Source organism: Mycobacteroides franklinii (assembly GCF_001853795.1).
Lineage (GTDB): Bacteria > Actinomycetota > Actinomycetes > Mycobacteriales > Mycobacteriaceae > Mycobacterium > Mycobacterium franklinii.
Genome location: NZ_MLIK01000004.1, coordinates 299,641 through 317,573, shown reverse-complemented (window position 1 = coordinate 317,573; position 17,933 = coordinate 299,641). Strand labels below are relative to the sequence as shown.

19 protein-coding genes are annotated in these 17,933 nt (G+C 65.5%); 16 read left to right on the top strand and 3 right to left on the bottom strand.

Translation table 11 applies throughout. From position 1 onward, the window contains the following. The first annotated feature begins 25 nt into the window (after positions 1-25). The 5 genes from obgE (at position 26) to BKG76_RS02050 (ending at position 4,748) form a co-directional block, all read left to right on the top strand. Complete coding sequence (obgE, locus tag BKG76_RS02070; RefSeq protein WP_070935533.1) at positions 26-1,474, top strand: GTPase ObgE; 1,449 nt, start codon at positions 26-28, stop codon at positions 1,472-1,474. 29 nt (positions 1,475-1,503) lie between these two features. Next, positions 1,504-2,610 (top strand): glutamate 5-kinase, encoded by a 1,107-nt coding sequence (proB, locus tag BKG76_RS02065; RefSeq protein ID WP_070936799.1) that lies wholly within the window; start codon positions 1,504-1,506, stop codon positions 2,608-2,610. Between the two features lie 116 nt (positions 2,611-2,726). Further along, entirely contained in the window at positions 2,727-3,368 is a 642-nt protein-coding gene (locus tag BKG76_RS02060) for a hypothetical protein (protein WP_070935531.1), read from the top strand. A gap of 148 nt (positions 3,369-3,516) precedes the next feature. Next, a complete protein-coding gene (locus BKG76_RS02055) occupies positions 3,517-4,134 on the top strand; it encodes a hypothetical protein (protein WP_070935529.1) in 618 nt (205 codons plus the stop codon). A 71-nt stretch (positions 4,135-4,205) separates the two neighbouring features. Continuing rightward, positions 4,206-4,748, top strand: a complete 543-nt coding sequence (locus tag BKG76_RS02050) for a hypothetical protein (RefSeq protein WP_070936798.1) — start codon at positions 4,206-4,208, stop codon at positions 4,746-4,748. A 1-nt stretch (position 4,749) separates the two neighbouring features. Here the strand turns inward: BKG76_RS02050 and BKG76_RS02045 are convergent, their stop codons facing one another. Further along, positions 4,750-5,616, bottom strand: a complete 867-nt coding sequence (locus BKG76_RS02045) for a ribokinase (RefSeq protein ID WP_078278446.1) — start codon at positions 5,614-5,616, stop codon at positions 4,750-4,752. Between the two features lie 56 nt (positions 5,617-5,672). On the opposite strand from BKG76_RS02045, the gene BKG76_RS02040 reads away from it, so the two are divergent. From BKG76_RS02040 to BKG76_RS01995, 10 genes are all read left to right on the top strand, one after another. Beyond that, complete coding sequence (locus BKG76_RS02040) at positions 5,673-6,989, top strand: glutamate-5-semialdehyde dehydrogenase (RefSeq protein WP_070935525.1); 1,317 nt, start codon at positions 5,673-5,675, stop codon at positions 6,987-6,989. A gap of 70 nt (positions 6,990-7,059) precedes the next feature. After that, complete coding sequence (locus BKG76_RS02035) at positions 7,060-7,908, top strand: AAA family ATPase (RefSeq protein ID WP_070935523.1); 849 nt, start codon at positions 7,060-7,062, stop codon at positions 7,906-7,908. Positions 7,909-7,939: 31 nt separating this feature from the next. Next, on the top strand, positions 7,940-9,370 hold the full coding sequence (locus BKG76_RS02030) for a vWA domain-containing protein (protein ID WP_070935521.1): 1,431 nt from the start codon (positions 7,940-7,942) through the stop codon (positions 9,368-9,370). Between the two features lie 32 nt (positions 9,371-9,402). Next, the gene (gene nadD, locus BKG76_RS02025) at positions 9,403-10,029 is read left to right on the top strand and encodes a nicotinate-nucleotide adenylyltransferase (RefSeq protein WP_083337882.1); all 627 of its coding nucleotides are present in this window, start codon (positions 9,403-9,405) and stop codon (positions 10,027-10,029) included. After that, positions 10,026-10,439, top strand: coding sequence for a ribosome silencing factor (rsfS, locus tag BKG76_RS02020; RefSeq protein ID WP_070935517.1), 414 nt, complete (start codon positions 10,026-10,028; stop codon positions 10,437-10,439). The genes nadD and rsfS overlap by 4 nt, the downstream gene beginning before the upstream one ends. Further along, complete coding sequence (gene gpgP / locus BKG76_RS02015; protein WP_070935515.1) at positions 10,436-11,101, top strand: glucosyl-3-phosphoglycerate phosphatase; 666 nt, start codon at positions 10,436-10,438, stop codon at positions 11,099-11,101. Before rsfS ends, gpgP begins: the two co-directional genes overlap by 4 nt. Beyond that, positions 11,088-11,831, top strand: coding sequence for a diglucosylglycerate octanoyltransferase (gene octT / locus BKG76_RS02010; RefSeq protein ID WP_070935513.1), 744 nt, complete (start codon positions 11,088-11,090; stop codon positions 11,829-11,831). Before gpgP ends, octT begins: the two co-directional genes overlap by 14 nt. 3 nt (positions 11,832-11,834) lie before the next feature. Beyond that, positions 11,835-12,671, top strand: coding sequence for a DegV family protein (locus BKG76_RS02005; protein WP_070935511.1), 837 nt, complete (start codon positions 11,835-11,837; stop codon positions 12,669-12,671). Between the two features lie 86 nt (positions 12,672-12,757). After that, complete coding sequence (locus BKG76_RS02000) at positions 12,758-13,552, top strand: ComEA family DNA-binding protein (RefSeq protein ID WP_070935509.1); 795 nt, start codon at positions 12,758-12,760, stop codon at positions 13,550-13,552. A 23-nt stretch (positions 13,553-13,575) separates the two neighbouring features. Beyond that, a complete protein-coding gene (locus BKG76_RS01995; protein WP_407937639.1) occupies positions 13,576-15,066 on the top strand; it encodes a ComEC/Rec2 family competence protein in 1,491 nt (496 codons plus the stop codon). A 13-nt stretch (positions 15,067-15,079) separates the two neighbouring features. Here the strand turns inward: BKG76_RS01995 and BKG76_RS01990 are convergent, their stop codons facing one another. Next, positions 15,080-16,498 (bottom strand): FAD-dependent oxidoreductase, encoded by a 1,419-nt coding sequence (locus BKG76_RS01990; protein WP_070935504.1) that lies wholly within the window; start codon positions 16,496-16,498, stop codon positions 15,080-15,082. Between the two features lie 134 nt (positions 16,499-16,632). Here BKG76_RS01990 and holA point away from each other — a divergent pair, with 134 nt between their 5' ends. Next, positions 16,633-17,583, top strand: coding sequence for a DNA polymerase III subunit delta (gene holA, locus BKG76_RS01985; RefSeq protein ID WP_109420602.1), 951 nt, complete (start codon positions 16,633-16,635; stop codon positions 17,581-17,583). Positions 17,584-17,660: 77 nt separating this feature from the next. Here the strand turns inward: holA and rpsT are convergent, their stop codons facing one another. Beyond that, positions 17,661-17,921 (bottom strand): 30S ribosomal protein S20, encoded by a 261-nt coding sequence (rpsT, locus tag BKG76_RS01980; protein WP_070935499.1) that lies wholly within the window; start codon positions 17,919-17,921, stop codon positions 17,661-17,663. Positions 17,922-17,933 lie beyond the last annotated feature (12 nt).

The window sequence follows — 17,933 nt, the reverse complement described above, 5'->3', positions numbered from 1 at the left end:
GCAGAACTGTGTGAAGGAGGCTTAGATGCCTCGTTTTGTTGATCGCGTTGTCATCCATGCCAAGGCAGGTACCGGCGGTCACGGCTGTGCTTCGGTACATCGTGAAAAGTTCAAGCCGCTCGGTGGGCCTGACGGTGGTAACGGTGGTCGCGGCGGCAGCGTGATCCTCGAAGTGGACCCGCAGGTGCATACCCTGCTGGACTTCCACTTCCACCCCCATCTGCAGGCACCCAACGGTACTCAGGGCATGGGCGGTCACCGCAACGGCGCCAACGGCGACGACCTGATTCTCAGGGTGCCCGACGGCACCGTGGTGCTCGACAACGACGGACGGATCCTTGCGGATTTGGTTGGTGCGGGTGCGCGTTTCGACGCCGCCGCCGGAGGTCGAGGCGGACTGGGCAACGCGGCGTTGGCATCACGCGCCCGCAAGGCGCCCGGATTCGCCCTACTGGGCGAGACCGGGGCTGAAGTCGACCTGACTCTGGAACTGAAAACAGTCGCCGATGTGGGGCTGGTGGGATTCCCGTCGGCTGGCAAATCCTCTCTGGTCTCCGTGCTTTCGGCGGCCAAGCCGAAGATTGCCGACTATCCGTTCACGACGCTGGTCCCGAATCTCGGTGTGGTGACCACCGGCGATCACTCCTTTGTGATGGCCGATGTTCCCGGTCTGATTCCCGGCGCGGCCGATGGGCGTGGGCTGGGTCTGGAGTTCCTGCGGCATATCGAACGCTGCGCGGTACTCGTTCACGTTGTCGACTGCGCGACGTTGGAACCCGGCCGCGATCCCGTGTCCGATATCGACGCGCTGGAAAATGAGTTGGCGCGGTATCAGCCGACGCTGCAAGATGATTCAGTGCTGGGTGACCTGGCCGACCGGCCCCGCGCGGTGGTGCTCAACAAGATTGACGTAGCCGAGGCCGACGAGCTCGCCGATTTTGTCACCGAAGAGGTGTCGAAGCGCGGCTGGCCAGTTTTCAAGGTGTCCACCCTGACTCGGGACGGACTGCGGCCGTTGACTTTCGCGCTGTGGGAGATGATCGTGGCGGCCCGTGCGGCCCGGCCCGAACCGGTGAAGACCCGCGCGGTGATTCGCCCCATCCCTGTCGATGAGAGCGGATTCACCGTGTCTGCGGACCTGGAGAACCCCGGTGGTTTTGTGGTCCGCGGTGTGCGCCCCGAGCGCTGGATTCGTCAGACCAACTTCGAAAACGACGAGGCCGTGGGCTATCTGGGCGACCGGTTGGCGCGTCTGGGCGTCGAAGACCAGCTGCTCAAACTTGGGGCACAGCCCGGTTGCGCGGTCACCATCGGTGACATGACCTTCGATTGGGAGCCGCAGACACCGGCAGGCGTCGACGTGACCATGAGCGGGCGCGGCACCGATGCCCGTATCGACAAGACTGATCGAGTGGGTGCCGCAGAGCGTCGCCAGGCCAGGCGGGTGCGCCGCGGTCAAGTGGAGCCGGAGTGAGTGGCGATGAGCGGCCTGCGGTCAGTGCACTGAGTGCGGGCGCGCAGGCGCGCCAGGCCGTTCAGTCTGCACGCACCGTGGTGGTGAAGGTCGGTACCGCTGCGCTCACCGATGCGACGGGGACCTTCAGCGCTGACCGGATGGAGTACCTCGTCGAGGTCATCGAGGGCCGGATGAAGGCCGGATCCGATGTGGTGATCGTGTCCTCCGGAGCGATCGCGGCCGGCATGGTTCCGCTCGGATTGACCAAGCGTCCAACAGATTTGGCGACCAAGCAGGCTGCTGCCAGTGCGGGTCAGGTGGCGCTCATCGGCGCCTGGAGCGCCGCCTTCGCGCGCTATGAGCGCACCGTGGGGCAGGTGCTGCTGACCGCTCATGACATTTCGATGCGGGTGCACCACACCAATGCGCAGCGCACGCTCGACAGGCTGCGCACCCTGCACGCGGTCGCCATCGTGAACGAGAACGACACCGTGGCCACCAACGAGATCCGTTTCGGAGACAACGATCGCCTGTCGGCGCTCGTCGCTCATCTCGTGGGCGCCGATGCGCTGGTGCTGCTCTCCGATATCGATGGGCTCTACGATTCCGATCCCCGAAAGGGGAACGCGCGCTTTATATCTGAGGTGAGCGGGCCCGAGGACCTGTCCGATGTGATCGCCGGCCCCGGTGGCTCGCGCGGCACCGGGGGAATGGCCTCGAAGCTCTCCTCGGCGCTGTTGGCTTCCGACGCCGGTGTCCCGGTGCTGTTGGCCTCGGCGACAGAAGCGGCTGCGGCGCTGGGTGACGGCTCCTGCGGAACGGTTTTCGCGGCGCGGCCGCAACGCATGTCCGCTCGCAAGTTCTGGGTGCGCTACGCGGCCGAGGCGACCGGTTCGCTGACGCTGGACGCCGGCGCCGTGCGTGCGGTGGTGACTTCGCGACGGTCGTTGCTGCCCGCCGGGATTACCGGGGTATCCGGGCGCTTCCACGGGGGTGATGTCGTCGAGCTTCGCGATGTCGAGGGTTCGATGGTTGGCCGGGGCGTGGTGGCTTACGACGTGGCAGAATTGGCGACCATGCTGGGCCGCTCCACCAATGAACTTCCCGAGGATCTGCGGCGCCCCGCCGTGCATGCCGACGACCTCGTCACCTGAGCCCTTCGCGTATTTGCTCGAAAAGAGTGGCGCGGCGTCTGCGCGCCTGATAGAAACGTTCAGCTAGTTCTCAGCTTGGGGGGATATCGCCTGGGCTTCGTGTGGGGAGGGATCAGATGACAGGCCGGAGCATGGGGATCATCAGCGCTTTCGTGAGCGCGGTGGCGTTGGTAGTGGGATTGTTCAGCTCGGTGGCGGTGGCAGGCGCCGCACCTGACACCGCTGAGACTCACATCAGGAGTCTGATCGCGGGCCAGCTGTCCGCGCTGCAGGCCGTCGATGCCGCCGCCTACGGCGCAACCTACTGCGCTGACTATCGCGACAAGGTGGAGGCCGACCACAGCCAGATGTTCACGCCGCCGGACGTGACGCGGCTTGCGGGCGCCAACGTCAAGAAGCTACGCGCCAAGACCAAAGAGATTTTCCCGATGGCATCCAGCGATGCGGTCGAGGCTTTTGTGCAGGCGGTCGGCGACGAGGACCAGAGCGAGGTTGATACCGCGTGGCACCAGCTGTGGGCCAGCTCGTTCGCGAAGCTGTCGTACCGGGTGAAGAGTGTCGATGTCACCGGCGACAATGCCGAGGCCATTGTCGCGGTTCGCGTCGGCAGCACAAGCACCAATCAGCGCTGGGATCTCATCCGAGAGGGCCAGGACTGGAAGGACTGCACGGCGCCGCCGGAGCAGGACAACGCGCAGGGCATTGTCGGCGGCCAGGGCCGACAGGGTCTGCTGGATACCCCGCTGACAGGGGAGTAATCCCCTCGCGAAAACGTCTCCGACCGGCCGGTGAACGCGATTTTCATGCCGCGCTGACTGGTAGGTTTGCTCGGTGGGAGTGCACGAGCTGATCTGGACTGATAGAAATTAGCTCAGGGGCAAGTGATCGATACGAGCGAGGGTAGTCATGGTTTGCCGGAGATGGGCCGGAGCGGCGCTGGTGGGGGCCCTGTTGCTGGGCGGTGTGGGTTGCACGCGAACTGTCGACGGTGACGGTCAGCCCAACGCCGAGGCGCTGGCCACTGTGCACGACGAGAAACAGATCAACGATTTGGTCCAGCAGCAAAACACCTATGCCGCGAATTTCGACTTCGCCAAGCTGGCCGAGACCAAGTGTGCCAAGTACCGGGACGCCACCGCCCAGAGCGGACCGCCCATTCCCGCGATGAACGAGATCGTCCCGCCCGAGATCGCCACCGCGCCGGGCGCGGGCGACGCGCTGCGGGGATTGTTGTCGCAGAAGTTCCCCACGGTGCCGCCCGACGTCGTCAGCGCCGTCGTGGACAGCCTCGTCAATCAGGATGACCAGGCGTATCAGACGGCCATGCGCAATCTGCTGAAGTCGCTGATCGTCGTCAAGGCCGAAGTCCAGGACATCGAGATCAAGGGCGATCAGGCCACCGCGGAATTGACGGTGACCACCACCACCGGGGACAAACCGGCCAAACGTGAGCAGCAGACCGTCAAATTCATCAAGGAAAACGGCAAGTGGCTCGATTGCAATCCGCCGGGTTCGGGTAGCTGACCGACCGTAACGGATGCCGCGTTCCGCGGCGATAACGTGGTGTGAAGTACCGCCAATCAGGGGAGGGAACCGTGAAGCGAATGCTGGCCGTCGGCGTGGCTGTGGCCGCGCTGGCTGCGCTCGGTGCACCCGTGGTGCACGCGGCACCCAATCGGGACGCGGTGACAGAACACGTGCGGGCCTGGGAAAAGGCGTACAACGATGTCGACACCAACAAGATCGGCGACTTGACGTGCGATAAGTACCGCGACCGGGAAATGGCGAACAACGAGTCGCGGATTCCCACCTGGGACGACTTCGTCAAGCCCTCGGATCTGTACGCCAAGTTCCCCAAACTCACCCAGGAAACACTGGACCAGCTGCTCGATGCCGCCAAACGCAAGGACGCCGCTGCCTTTCGGCAAGCGTCGGTTGCGGTGGTGCGGGAGAACGCGCATCTGACGGTCACCAATATCGACAAGGTCAATGTCATCGAGGCCAAGAACGCGACGGTCACGGTGACCACATCGTCGGTGTGGGGCAACGACTCACCCAAGACCACAACCTCTGATTGGTATCTGACCTACGAGCGCGACGCCTGGCGTTACTGCAATCCGGTGATCACCGTCCGCTGACTCAGGACCCCTTGAGCGACAGCTCGATCCGGGCAGCGGACGGGGCGCAGTTTCCGGCCCCTGAGCGCAGGGTGGCCAGCGCGCCTGCCACATTCGCGTGCCGCAGGGCCGTCTCCGCTCCGAGCGGCCACCAGGCCGCCAGCACACCCGCGAAAACATCACCGGCGCCGGTGGTGTCGAGCGGACGCACCGGATACGACGGCACCGTGAGCTCACCCTGCGGGCTGCGATAGCGCGACCCCTCGTCGCCCAGGGTGGTGACCAGATGCCGTGACGGGTACAACCAGGATGCGGCCTCGGTCTGGTTGACGACGACCACGCTGGCGCGAAAGGCCAGCTCTGCCAGGTCGGGCGAACGTTCGGGTACCGGGGATGCGTTGAGCACGAACTGCTTTCCGGCTTCGGCGGCCCAGCGGGCCGCCGTCAGCGCCACTTCTACGGGGATTTCCAACTGGCACAGCAGCACATCGTGCGAGCAGATGATGTCCTTGTGTAGCTTCTCGTCCAGTGTGAAGTCACTATTGGCGCCCGGGGCCACCACGATGCAGTTCTCGCCGGAATCCTCCACCGTGATGGTGGCCATTCCGCTGGGTCCGTCGACCTCGACGAGCCCATCCAGACCAATATTGTTGTCCGCCAGGTGAGATCGCAGCATCGGTGCGGCGCCGTCGGAGCCCACCGCGCCGATGAACTGCACCGAAGCGCCCGCCCGCGCCGCCGCCACGGCCTGATTGGCGCCCTTGCCTCCCGGAGCGGGCAGGGCCGATGTCGCCAGCACTGTCGCTCCAGGGGCAGGCAGCTCCTCCACCCGCAACGTCAGATCCATGTTGACGCTACCGAGGACGCATACCGTGGCTAACTCAGTCACCCGCCTAGGTTAGTCCTGGCGCAGCTACATTTCGGCCACCCGGATACCCTGACACGATGAGCGTTTCAACCAACGAGTTGGCCTACGGATCTGGGCGGTCCGCGGGTGGCCTCTCGGGCGACGCCGAGGACCTGCGCGCAAGCGTTCATGATGCCGCCCGGCGGGCGCGTGTGGCGGCCCGTGACCTGGCCCGGCTGACGGCCGATGCGAAGAACTCCGCGCTCCTCGCGGCGGCTGATGCCGTCGTCGCAGCCACCGATTCGATCATCGCGGCCAATGCCGATGACCTGCAGCGCGCACGGGATGCTGATATTGACGAAGCCATGCTCGACCGCCTGGCCCTCGATGCACGCCGAGTGGCCGGTATCGCCGACGGCCTGCGCCAGGTCGCGGGTCTACCGGACCCTGTCGGCGAGATCCTGCGCGGCTCTACCCGCCCCAACGGACTGCGGTTGCGCCAGATCAGGGTGCCACTCGGGGTGGTCGGCATGGTGTACGAAGGACGACCGAACGTCACGGTCGACGCATTCGGGTTGACCCTCAAGTCGGGCAACGCGGTGCTGCTGCGCGGCAGCTCCTCGGCCGCAACCTCCAACACCGAACTCGTGCGGGTGCTGCGCGAGTCGCTGGTCGCCAGCGCGCTGCCCGCCGATACGGTCCAGCTGCTCGACAGCCGGGACCGGTTGACCGTCACCCATCTCATTCAGGCACGTGGACTGGTTGACGTCGTGATCCCGCGCGGTGGGGCCGGCCTCATCGACGCGGTGGTCCGCGATGCGCAGGTGCCCACCATCGAAACCGGCGTGGGCAACTGCCACGTGTACGTGCACGCCGACGCCGATCTGGCTCTGGCGGAGCGGATTGTGTTGAACTCCAAGACTCGTCGACCCAGCGTGTGCAACGCCGCCGAGACTCTGTTGATCGACCGGGCCATTGCGGACGTTGCGGTGCCACGACTCGTCGGCGCACTGCAGGCCGCCGGTGTCACCGTGCACGCCGATCTTGCCGTGCCGGGTGTGGTGCCGGTGACCGATGAGGATTTCGGCACCGAATACCTCTCCCTGGACATCGCGGCAGCTGTCGTCGACGACCTCGATGCCGCCATCCGCCACATCGAGCGGTACTCCAGCGGACACACCGACGCCATCGTCACCGCGAATCTCGGTGCGGCCCAGGAATTCACCGATCGGGTGGATAGTGCCGCCGTGATGGTCAACGCCTCTACGGCGTTCACCGATGGCGAGCAATTCGGATTTGGCGCCGAGATCGGCATCTCCACCCAGAAGCTGCACGCGCGTGGCCCGATGGGCCTGCCCGAACTGACCACCACCAAGTGGATCGTCCTCGGCGACGGTCAGATCCGTCCCGCCTAACACCTGGAGCACCGTGTCTGATCCTCTTCGCCCGAGCGGCTCATCGCAGTCTCGAACCCAGACCGCGCCGATGTTCACGAGCATCGATGACGTCACCACACGCCTGGCTGAGACCGGATATCTGGCGGACACCGCCACGGCGACGGCGGTATTCCTGGCTGACCGACTGGGCAAGCCACTTCTTGTGGAGGGCCCGGCGGGTGTCGGCAAGACCGAATTGGCCAGGGCGGTAGCGCAAACCACGGGTGCGGGTCTGGTGCGTCTGCAGTGCTATGAGGGTGTCGACGAGGCGCGCGCTCTCTACGAGTGGAACCACGCCAAGCAGATCCTGCGTATCCAGGCCGGATCGGGTGACTGGGATGAGACGAAGACGGATGTCTTCGCCGAGGAGTTCCTGCTGTCGCGGCCGCTGCTGACGGCGATCCGCCGCGAGGACCCCACCGTGCTCCTCATCGACGAGACCGACAAGGCCGATATCGAGATCGAGGGCCTGCTGCTGGAGGTGCTCAGCGATTTCGCGGTCACCATCCCCGAGTTGGGGACGATCGCGGCCAGCCGAAAGCCCTTCGTGCTGTTGACCTCCAATGCCACCCGCGAGTTGTCCGAGGCGCTCAAGCGGCGCTGCCTGTTCCTGCACATCGACTTTCCCGACGCCGAGCTGGAGCGGCGCATCCTGCTCAAGCGGGTTCCCGAGCTTCCCGCGGCCTTGGCCGAGGAACTGGTGCGGATCATCGGTGTGCTGCGCAACATGCAGCTCAAGAAGGTGCCCTCGGTGGCCGAGACCATCGATTGGGGGCGCACCATCTTGGCGCTCGGGCTGGACACCCTCGACGACGCGGTCATCGCGTCGACCCTTGGCGTGATCCTCAAACATCACTCCGATCAACAGCGTGCCGCCGGAGAGCTGAGGCTGAACTGATGAGCGCTCGCGCGAAGAAGAGACGGCGCTAATGCCCCCGCGTAAGCCTCCGAGGGCGGTGCTGCCCCTGGCGCCGCACGGGCTGCCGGGTCATCTGGTGGGCTTCGTGGAAGCGCTACGCGAACAAGGTATTTCGGTGGGTCCGTCGGAGACCGTGGACGCCGGCCGGGTGATGACCGTGCTCGGATTGCAGAGCCGCACCGAACTTCGGGAGGGCTTGGCCTGCGCGGTATTGCGCCGCTCCGATCATCGCCCCACCTTCGATGTGCTGTTTGACCTGTGGTTCCCGCCCGGGCTCGGGGCGCGCTTCGTCGAGGTGGATCCGGAGGAATCGACACCTCTGGACATTCAGGACATCGAGCAGGTACGCGATGAGTTGGTGGACCTGCTGTCCTCCGATGCCGGAGACAGGCCGCTGAATTCGTTGATCGCGCAGATCGTGGAGGCCTACGGCAAGTACAACTCCACCCGGGGAACCTCCTATTCGGCGTATCAGGCCATGAAGTCGCTGTCCCTGGATCAGATCGAGGCCAAACTGCTGGCGGGTCTGCTCGGCGACGGGGACTCAGATGCCCCAGCATCTCCGACCGATCGGGCGGTGGCGAAAGCGATTGCCAAAGAACGTATCTCGAAGGTGCGTCAGCTCGTTGAGGCGGAGACCAAACGCCGCACCGCGGAACAGCTGGGGCGAGAACGCGTCACCGCGTACGGGGTGCCGCAGTTGGCCGAGAACGTGGAATTCCTGCGCGCCTCGGGGGAGCAGCTGCGCAACATGCGGCGGGTGGTGCACCCGCTGGCGCGGATGCTGGCCAGCCGCCTTGCGGCCCGGCGCCGCCGTGCCCACACCGGCCAGATCGATCTGCGTCGCACGCTGCGCAAGTCCATGTCCACGGGCGGCGTGCCGATCGACGTCGTGCAGAAGAAGCCCCGGCCCGCACGTCCCGAACTGGTGGTGCTCTGTGATGTCTCGGGATCGGTGGCCGGCTTCTCGCATTTCACGCTGTTGTTGGTCAACGCGCTGCGCCAGCAGTTCTCCCGGGTGCGCGTGTTCGCCTTCATCGACACCACCGACGAGGTGACCCACCTGTTCACCCCCGATACCGACCTGGCCGAGGCGATCGTGCGGATCACCCGGGAGGCGGAGGTGTTCACCGGCGACGGGCACAGCGACTACGGGCACGCGTTCAAGACGTTTGTCGAGAAGTTCCCGACGGTGCTGTCTCCTCGTAGCGCGCTGCTCATCCTGGGTGACGGACGCACCAACTACCGCAATCCCGCCGTCGAGGTGCTGTCCTCGATGGTGTCGTCCAGCCGCCACGCCCACTGGCTCAACCCCGAGCCCAAGAACCACTGGGGAACCGGAGATTCGGCGGCCACGCGGTACCAGGACGCCATCACCATGCATGAATGCCGTTCGGCCAAGCAGCTGGCCGCGGTGATCGACAACCTGCTACCGGTTTAGCGTGGCCTATCACTCCAGTAAGCTGGCAATTCGTGCAATCTGAGCGACGACGACTTGGGGTGATGGGTGGGACGTTCGATCCCATCCACAACGGCCACTTGGTTGCCGCTAGCGAGGTCGCCGATCGATTTGAGCTCGATGAGGTCATCTTCGTGCCGACGGGTCAGCCGTGGCAGAAGCAGGGGCGCAAGGTCAGTCCCGCCGAACATCGGTATCTGATGACGGTCATCGCCACCGCGTCGAATCCGCGGTTCACCGTCAGCCGGGCGGATATCGACCGCGGCGGCGCGACCTACACCGTCGACACCCTCGTCGACCTGCGGGATGCGCATCCCGACGCGGACCTGTACTTCATCACCGGCGCGGACGCGCTCGCATCGATCCTGTCGTGGGAGAACTGGGAGCAGCTGTTCACCTTGGCCAAGTTCATCGGCGTCAGCCGGCCCGGATACGAACTGAGTTCCGATCACATCGCCCATGCCGAGCTGCCGCCGGACGGGCTCACACTTGTCGAGGTGCCGGCGCTCGCCATCTCGTCGACCGACTGCCGGATACGGGCGGGCCAATCGCGGCCCATCTGGTACCTGGTACCCGACGGGGTGGTGCAGTACGTCGCCAAGCACCAGCTCTACAGCCAAAATCGAGGAGACGCCGCATGACCGCCGCCCCAGACGCCGTTGAGCTGGCCACGTTGGCCGCCCAGGCCGCCGCGTCCAAGCTTGCCACCGATGTCGTCGTCATCGACGTCTCTGAGCAGTTGGTCATCACCGACTGCTTCGTCATCGCCTCGGCGGCCAATGAGCGCCAGGTCAATGCGATCGTCGATCAGGTCGAGGAGGTTCTGCGTCGGGCCGGCCAGAAGCCGGTGCGACGTGAAGGCGGGCGCGAGGGACGCTGGACACTGCTCGATTACGTGGACGTCGTGGTACACGTACAGCACGAGGACGAACGTAATTACTATGCCCTGGAACGGCTTTGGCGTGACTGCCCGGTCATCCCGGTTGACCTGGACGCGCTGCCGGCCGAGTACTCCACCGAGACGGCCGCCGACACGGAGGAAGGCGCATGATCCGGCGGTTGGTGCTGCTGCGGCATGGGCAGACGACCTTTAATGCCGACAGCCGGATGCAGGGACAGCTCGACACCGGACTGTCTGATCTGGGCCGCGCCCAGGCCGTGGCGGCTGCCGAGGTGTTGGCCAAGCGACTGCCGCTGGCCATTGTGTCCTCGGATCTGCAGCGCGCGTATGACACCGCGACGGCGCTGGCAGACCGCTGTCACGTCGAAGTATCGGTCGATGAGCGGCTGCGGGAAACACATCTGGGCGACTGGCAGGGCCTGACTCACCATGAGGTCGACGCCATCGCCCCGGGCGCCCGCGCCGCATGGCGTGACGACGCGACGCTGGCACCGCACGGGGGAGAAAGCCGCATCGACGTGGCCAATCGCAGCGTGCCTGTCGTCGCCGAACTCGTTGCTGCGGTACCGGAGTGGGGAACCGACGAGCGCGATCACCCGGTGGTTCTGGTGGCGCATGGCGGCTTGATTGCCGCGCTCACCGCCGCCTTGCTGCGGTTGGATGTGAGCAATTGGCCGGTGCTCGGCGGGATGGGTAACGCGAGCTGGGTTCAGCTGGGCGGACATTCGGCCGACGGCGCCGGCTTCGACGACATCCGCTGGCGCCTGGACGTGTGGAACGCCTCGGCGCAGGTGACCAATGACGTCCTCTGACGAAGACGCAGGGCGCAAGAAGCTCCTGATCTTCGCGGATTCGCTGTCCTACTACGGTCCCACCGGCGGCCTGCCCGCCGATGATCCCAGGATTTGGCCCAATATCGTTGGGCAGCATCTCGGTTGGGATGTGGAACTGATCGCACGGATCGGTTGGACGTGCCGCGACGTGTGGTGGGCGGCCATCCAGGATCCACGCGCCTGGGCAGCGGTACCCCGCGCGGGAGCGGTGATCTTCGCGACCAGTGGGATGGATTCACTGCCGTCGCCGCTGCCGACCGCGCTGCGCGAGTCCATTCGGTTGATTCGCCCCCCAAAATTGCGGAGCTGGGTCCGTGACGGATATGGCTGGTTGCAGCCGAGACTGTCGCCCATTGCGCGGGTTGCGCTGCCGCCCAAACTCACCGTGGAATACCTCGAAAAGACCCGTGGTGCACTCGATTTCAACCGTCCAGGGCTACCGATGATCGCTTCATTGCCATCGGTGCACATCGCGGAGTCGTACGGCCGGGTGCACTCCGGCCGAGAAGCCACCGCGTCGGCCATCCAAAGCTGGGCATCCGAGCACAAGATGCCCGTGGTGGACCTGAAGGAAGCTGTCGGCGAGGAGATCTTCTCGGGCCGGGGAAATCCGGACGGGATCCACTGGAACTTTGTCGCACACGAACGCGTTGCCGAGTTGATGATCAACGCACTGCAGACTGCGCTGCCCGAGCTCGGGGTTCGGTGACCCATGCCGGTTGTCGTGGTGACGGATTCGGGGGCGCGGCTGCAGCCGCAAGACGCCCAGATGCTGGGTATCCGGCTGGTGCCCTTGCATGTACTGACCGGTGATCAGGACTTGCGTGACGGGGTGGATCCCATCCCCGCCTCGGTGTACGAGAAGGGCCGTGCCACCACCGCCGGTGCGTCGCCGGCCGAGCTGGCTGCGGTGTACCGGCAGGCTCTCATCGACAGCGGCGGCGACGGAGTCGTCGCGGTCCATCTGTCGGGAAGGCTGTCGAGCACATTTGAGGCCGCCGAGCAGGCGGCCCGTGAATACGGCGAGCAGGTGCACGTCGTTGATTCGCGATCGGCCGCGATGGGTAGCGGTTTCGTCGCCCTGGCCGCGGCGCGGGCCGCGGCCGCCGGTGCTGATCTGAGTGCGGCGTACCAGGCCGCACGGGATGCGGTGGGGCGCAGCCGGTGTGTGATGGTGGTGCACAAGCTGGATCACCTGAGACGCAGCGGACGTATCAGTGCCACCTCATCCTGGCTCGGCACCGCGCTGGCGCTCAAGCCGGTACTGCAGATCGACGAGGACGGCAAGCTCGTCTTGGCTCAGCGGGTGCGTACCGCCACCAAGGCGATCGGCGCGATGGTCGACAACATCGTCGAGTTCGTGGGTGAGCGTCGGGTCTCCGTGACAATCCACCACGTCGACAACACCGAAACCGCCGAGAAGGTGAACGAGCTGGTGTGCTCGCGGCTGGTGACCGCCCATGATCCGGTGATTTCGGAGATGGGGCCGGTGCTTGCGGTGCATGTGGGTCCCGGTGCCGTCGGGGTATGCGCTGAACCGGTGGACTGATCGAGGTTTTGTCCACAATTCCGTATTGATCCACAATTGCCGATCTACCGCTGGCCCGTCGTTGTGCCGCTTTCTAGCGTCGAGACATGGAATCGGAGCTGTTGCACCGGCGTCTGGCACCGGCCGAACGTGAGCTTGATGGCGATGACGACGACGTCGTAGGGACGGCGCCCGGACTCGAGTCCGAGTCGGCACTGCGTTGGCTTCCGGATTCGCTGACACCGAGTGGCACCCGGGGCTGGCTGGAGTCCGTCCGGACCGACCCCGGCCGTGCCGGTGTTCTCGCGTTGGGTGCGATTGGTGTGTTGGCGGTGCTGGTCACCGTCTTCACCGTGATGCGTCAGCCGCCTGCTCCTGTCAGCGCGAATCTCCCTCCGGTGCAACCGGTGTCGTCGAGCTCGGTGTCGGCATCGAGTTCATTGGTGGTCAGTGTGGTCGGCTTGGTCAAACGCCCCGGCTTGGTCACCCTGACCGCCGGTGCGCGGGTCGCTGACGCGGTGACGGCGGCTGGGGGAGCGGTGGACGGCGCCGATGTGATCACCTTGAACATGGCCAGGCCGGTTGTCGACGGCGACCAGATCGTGGTCGGTCTGTCACCGATGCCCGGGCAACCCGTGGGGATGGCGAGTTCGATTGTCGCCGCCGGACAGGCGCCGACCGGGGGCGCGAACCCCACAGGGCCTGCACCGGGACGGGTAAACCTGAACACGGCAACAGCATCCGAGCTCGATGCGCTCCCCGGCGTGGGGCCGGTCATGGCGGCCTCGATCGTGCGGTGGCGATCCGAACATGGCAAGTTCACCAGCATCGACCAGCTGGCAGAGGTGGATGGGATCGGTCCGTCGCGGCTGGACAAGCTCCGTGCTCTCGTCGTGCTGTGAAGTCGGAAGAGGCCGGTGAGCCGCTGCTGGATCTACGACTGGTGCCACCCGCGATCGTCGGCTGGGCCGCGACGACGATCGGAATTCTTTGGCCCATAGGCTATTTCATGGCCGCGACGCTGGCCGTCGGAGCGGTTGGCTTACGGCTGTGTCGTCACCGGTTGGACAAGGCCGTCGTTGCCGTGATGCTCGCCGTTCTCGTCGCAGGCATCGGCTTCTCCGTGGCGGCCGCGATGCGATATCACGGGGTGCAGAGCCATCCCCTGCGTTCCAGGGTGGGGCAGGTCGTCGCGGCACAGCTGCGGGTGACCGATGATCCCAAGAGTATTGCGGGTGGCCGGGCGATGATGCGCGCCGACCTTGTCGGAGTGGGTGATCCGGTGCAGGCGCTGACCGGCTCGGTGGTGGTCTTCGGGTCGTCCTCGCTGCTGGGCGCGGTCGCTGTGGGTGACACGGTGCGGGTGCGAGCGACGGTTGCGCGCCCCACCCGGCATGACCTGACAGTGGCGACCCTTACCGCGGTGGGGGAACCCACGGTAGAGGATCACTCACCGATTCATAGTGTGGCCAATGGCATTCGCGATCGATTTGTCGACGCTGCGCGCGCCGCGCTGCCGCCCGATGAAGCCGCGCTGTTGCCGGCGCTGGTTCTCGGGGACACCAGCGCACTGGATGCGGGAACCGTCGCGGCATTTCGGACGTCGGGGCTCACTCATCTGATGGCCGTCTCCGGAGCCAACGTGTCCATCGTGTGTGGGGCGGTGTTGCTGTTGGGACGGCTGATCGGGCTGCGGGCCTCGGTGGTGTTGGCAGGACTGGTGCTGGTGGGCTTCGTTGTCCTGGTACGGCCGTCGCCGAGTGTGCTGCGCGCCGCGGTGATGGGTGCGATCGGGCTGCTTGGCCTATTGACGGCGCGGCGCCGCCAAGCCATACCTGCCTTGGCGGCAACGGTTTTGGTGCTTCTTGCGGTGTCGCCTGGTCTTGCCGTCGACATCGGTTTCGCGTTGTCGGTGGTCGCGACGGCGGCGCTGGTGGTGTTGGCACCACGCTGGTCGATGCGCCTGACGGCGCGGGGCTGGCCCAAACCGCTGGCCGACGCATTGTGCATCGCTGTCGCCGCGCAGGTGGTGACGGCGCCGCTGATTGCCGCCATCTCGGGCAGTTTCAGTGTCTCCTCCGTCGCCGCCAATCTGATCGCAGGGCTGGTCATCGCCCCCATCACCATTCTCGGAACTGCGGCCGCGGCACTCACCGTCATCTCCCCGCCGGCCGCGGGTCTGCTGGTGAGGTTCTGCGGCCCGGAACTGTGGTGGTTGCTCAGAGTCGCCGATTACGCGTCCGGAGGCGGATCTACCGCGATTCCGGTGCCGTCGGGTGCGGTTGGTTTCGTCGTTGTGGCTGCGGTGCTTGGTGTTTCGGTGTGGTTGTGGCGCCGACGGTGGTTCCGGGGGCTGGCCTGGTCCGGGGCACTGTGCGTGCTCGCGCTGGTGATTTCGGCGCGACTGGTGAGCTAGCGGAACGACCGGACTACGCCCCGGAGAGGGCAAGGTGGCGCCGAGGTGCCTGCACGGCGGGCGCCTCGTCTCGCCGCCAGCAGTGCCGCAGTACCCGCAACGAGAACGCGGGCCGACGCATCAACGAAGGGGAGTCGTGCAGATTGTTGACGCGCAGGATTGTCTCGGTAATCCGAATGTCGTTGCGCGCCGCGATCATCATCTTGGCCGACCACCATGCGATCAGCTTCCACAGCATCCGATGCGAGAAGGGTGCGTTGGCAGGCATCTCGGTGAACAGTGGGGCCGACAGCTTGTTCTGCTGCCACACCGCGTTGATGCGACGCCCGACGGCGTGGAAGTACCGGTGGGCCAGCCCGGTGTCGCCCTCGAAGAGGCAGTCCCTCAGGGCGACCGCTTCGAAGACCGCCATCGTCATCCCCTGACCCTTGATGGGGTCCAGGCTGCAGATCGCGTCACCTATCACCAGTAGACCTTCCGGGAACTGCTCCATCTGGTCATAGCGGCGCCATACCGCCTCGCGATACCGGAAGATGCGCACATCGCCTATCGGCACCGCCGCACGGATGGTGTCCAGGAGCTCGTCGGGTACGAATTGTTCTGCGAAAGAGATCATTTCGTCGAAGGTGGCGGGAGGATCGTCCAGGTTGAACGTGCCCAGCGTCATCATGACGGTGCCGTTTTCGCAGCGGGCGATGGCTCCGCCGTACGGGCGCCCGGGCGCCGGGTTGAAGAAAGTGAGCTTGTCCAGGTCGGCGTCGTCGGCAATGTGCAGCAGTTGGCTCGCATAGGTCACCGGTGATGCCATGCGGACTTCGGCCGGACGGGCGTAGCCAAGTCGGTCCAGGAAGGTCTGGGTCCGTGGGGTACGTCCGGTCGCATCGATCACCACGTCCGAGATCAGCGTTGTCACCAGGCCGGTGGAGCGCCGTGCCACCCGCACGCCGGTGACACGCTGGTCCGCGGTCATGGGCTCGATGACGTCATGTCCGTCCAGGAACTTCACGTTGCCCAGGCGCTGAACACGTTGGCGTACATGCAGTTCCAAGAAAGGCCGGGTCGCAAGATAGAGCTTGAATGTTTCCGGATCGCTGAACGTCCCGGACCGATTGAACATCTCACGCGATCCGATCAGCATCCTGATGCGTGACAGGTCGCCCTCGTCGCACACCGTGGCACCGTTGGACCGGAGTTCGTCGCGGATTCCGGGGAACAACTGGTCCAACGCCTGCGTGCCGGAGCTCATGAACATGTGGATGTGCTGCCCCTGGGGCACGCCACTGCGCGGGTCGGCGGCGGCTCTCAACTCGTCGCGTTCGACCACCGTGACCGATTCGTACGTCTCGGAGAGCACTCGCGCGGCGAGCAGTCCCGCCATGCCGGCGCCGAGGACAACCGCGTGATCTCTGCGTTCCCGCTTTTCAGGTGTCATCGATGATCCTTTCGTCCCGATGGACCCTACCCTTACCGTTCTCTTATTTTCTTAGAAAAGCCTTAGATTTATGTCTCGGTAAGGTCGAGCGGCCAGTCGGGGGAGCTGTCGTCATGCCGTGGGACGATCAACGGGTGACCGATGCGCTGCACCTCATCCTGGGAGACGAAGAACTACTGGTCGAGCGTGCGGTGACCTCGGTGCTCCATGCGGTCCGCGGCAAGGCGAATGCGGACATCCCCGTCAATCGTCTGCGCGCCGGACAGGTCGACGTGGCGGAGCTGGCCGAGCTACTGAGTCCCTCGTTGTTCTCCGACGAAAGAGTCATCGTCGTCGAGGCGGCCGCCGAGGCAGGCAAAGATTCCGTAGCCCTCATCGAGCAGGCTGCCGCCGATCTGCCGCCGGGGACCTTTCTGCTCGTTCAACATTCGGGCGGCGGCCGCGCCAAGGCGCTGGCGACCACACTGCAGAACCTTGGTGCCACGGTGCACAACTGCGCACGAATCACCAAGGCCGCCGAGCGGGCCGACTTTGTGCACAAGGAATTTCGCCGTCTGGGGCAGAAGGTCGATGCCGACGTGGTGGCCATCGTGATCGACGCCGTCGGTTCCGATATCCGCGAATTGGCGGCTGCTTGTTCGCAGTTGGTATCGGATACCGACGGCAACGTCGACGAGGCCGCGGTACGCCGCTATCACTCCGGCCGTGCCGAGGTATCCGGATTCGACATCGCCGACAAGGCCGTGGTGGGCGACATTGCCGGCTCGACGGAGGCGCTGCGCTGGGCGATGCAACGGGGTGTCCCGCATGTGTTGTTGGCCGACGCGCTCGCCGAAGCAGTCCACACCATCGCGCGGGTAGGCCCCATCAAGCAGAACGCTTACTCCGCGGCCTCCGAGCTCGGTATGCCGCCATGGCGCATCGAGAAGGCGCAGAAGCAGGCGCGCCGGTGGACGCGTGACGCGGTGGCGGAGGCGATGCGGGTGGTGGCCGCGCTCAACGCCGATGTGAAGGGAGCGGCGGCCGATGCCGATTACGCGTTGGAGTCGGCGGTGCGCAAGGTAGCGGAACTCGTCACTACCTGACGTATCGACGGAGCCTCAAGACGCGAAAAACGCCGAGCGCCCGTACGCGGGCACTCGGCGTCGATCGAAAACTTGGGTCAGAGCTTGTTCAGAGCCAGGGCAAGCGCCGACTTCTTGTTGGCGGCCTGGTTCTTGTGGATGACGCCCTTGGTGACGGCCTTGTCCAGCTTGCGGCTGGCCGAAGCGAGCAGCTCGCCCGCCTTCGTCTTGTCGCCCTCTGCGATCGCCTCGCGCAGGCCGCGGATGGCCGTGCGCAGGGACGACTTGGTCGCCTGGTTGCGCAACCGGGCACGCTCGTTGGTGCGGATGCGCTTTTCCTGCGACTTGATATTGGCCACGCGTTTAAATCC

Coding starts and splice junctions, on each gene's coding strand:
- BKG76_RS02005 (WP_070935511.1), top strand. CDS start 11,835: ATGCCGGTTGTCGTGGTGACGGATTCGGGGGCGCGGCTGCAGCCGCAA.
- BKG76_RS02000 (WP_070935509.1), top strand. CDS start 12,758: ATGGAATCGGAGCTGTTGCACCGGCGTCTGGCACCGGCCGAACGTGAG.
- BKG76_RS01990 (WP_070935504.1), bottom strand. CDS start 16,498: ATGACACCTGAAAAGCGGGAACGCAGAGATCACGCGGTTGTCCTCGGC.
- BKG76_RS02030 (WP_070935521.1), top strand. CDS start 7,940: ATGCCCCCGCGTAAGCCTCCGAGGGCGGTGCTGCCCCTGGCGCCGCAC.
- BKG76_RS02035 (WP_070935523.1), top strand. CDS start 7,060: ATGTTCACGAGCATCGATGACGTCACCACACGCCTGGCTGAGACCGGA.
- gpgP (WP_070935515.1), top strand. CDS start 10,436: ATGATCCGGCGGTTGGTGCTGCTGCGGCATGGGCAGACGACCTTTAAT.
- octT (WP_070935513.1), top strand. CDS start 11,088: ATGACGTCCTCTGACGAAGACGCAGGGCGCAAGAAGCTCCTGATCTTC.
- BKG76_RS02060 (WP_070935531.1), top strand. CDS start 2,727: ATGACAGGCCGGAGCATGGGGATCATCAGCGCTTTCGTGAGCGCGGTG.
- BKG76_RS02040 (WP_070935525.1), top strand. CDS start 5,673: ATGAGCGTTTCAACCAACGAGTTGGCCTACGGATCTGGGCGGTCCGCG.
- obgE (WP_070935533.1), top strand. CDS start 26: ATGCCTCGTTTTGTTGATCGCGTTGTCATCCATGCCAAGGCAGGTACC.
- rsfS (WP_070935517.1), top strand. CDS start 10,026: ATGACCGCCGCCCCAGACGCCGTTGAGCTGGCCACGTTGGCCGCCCAG.
- BKG76_RS02055 (WP_070935529.1), top strand. CDS start 3,517: ATGGTTTGCCGGAGATGGGCCGGAGCGGCGCTGGTGGGGGCCCTGTTG.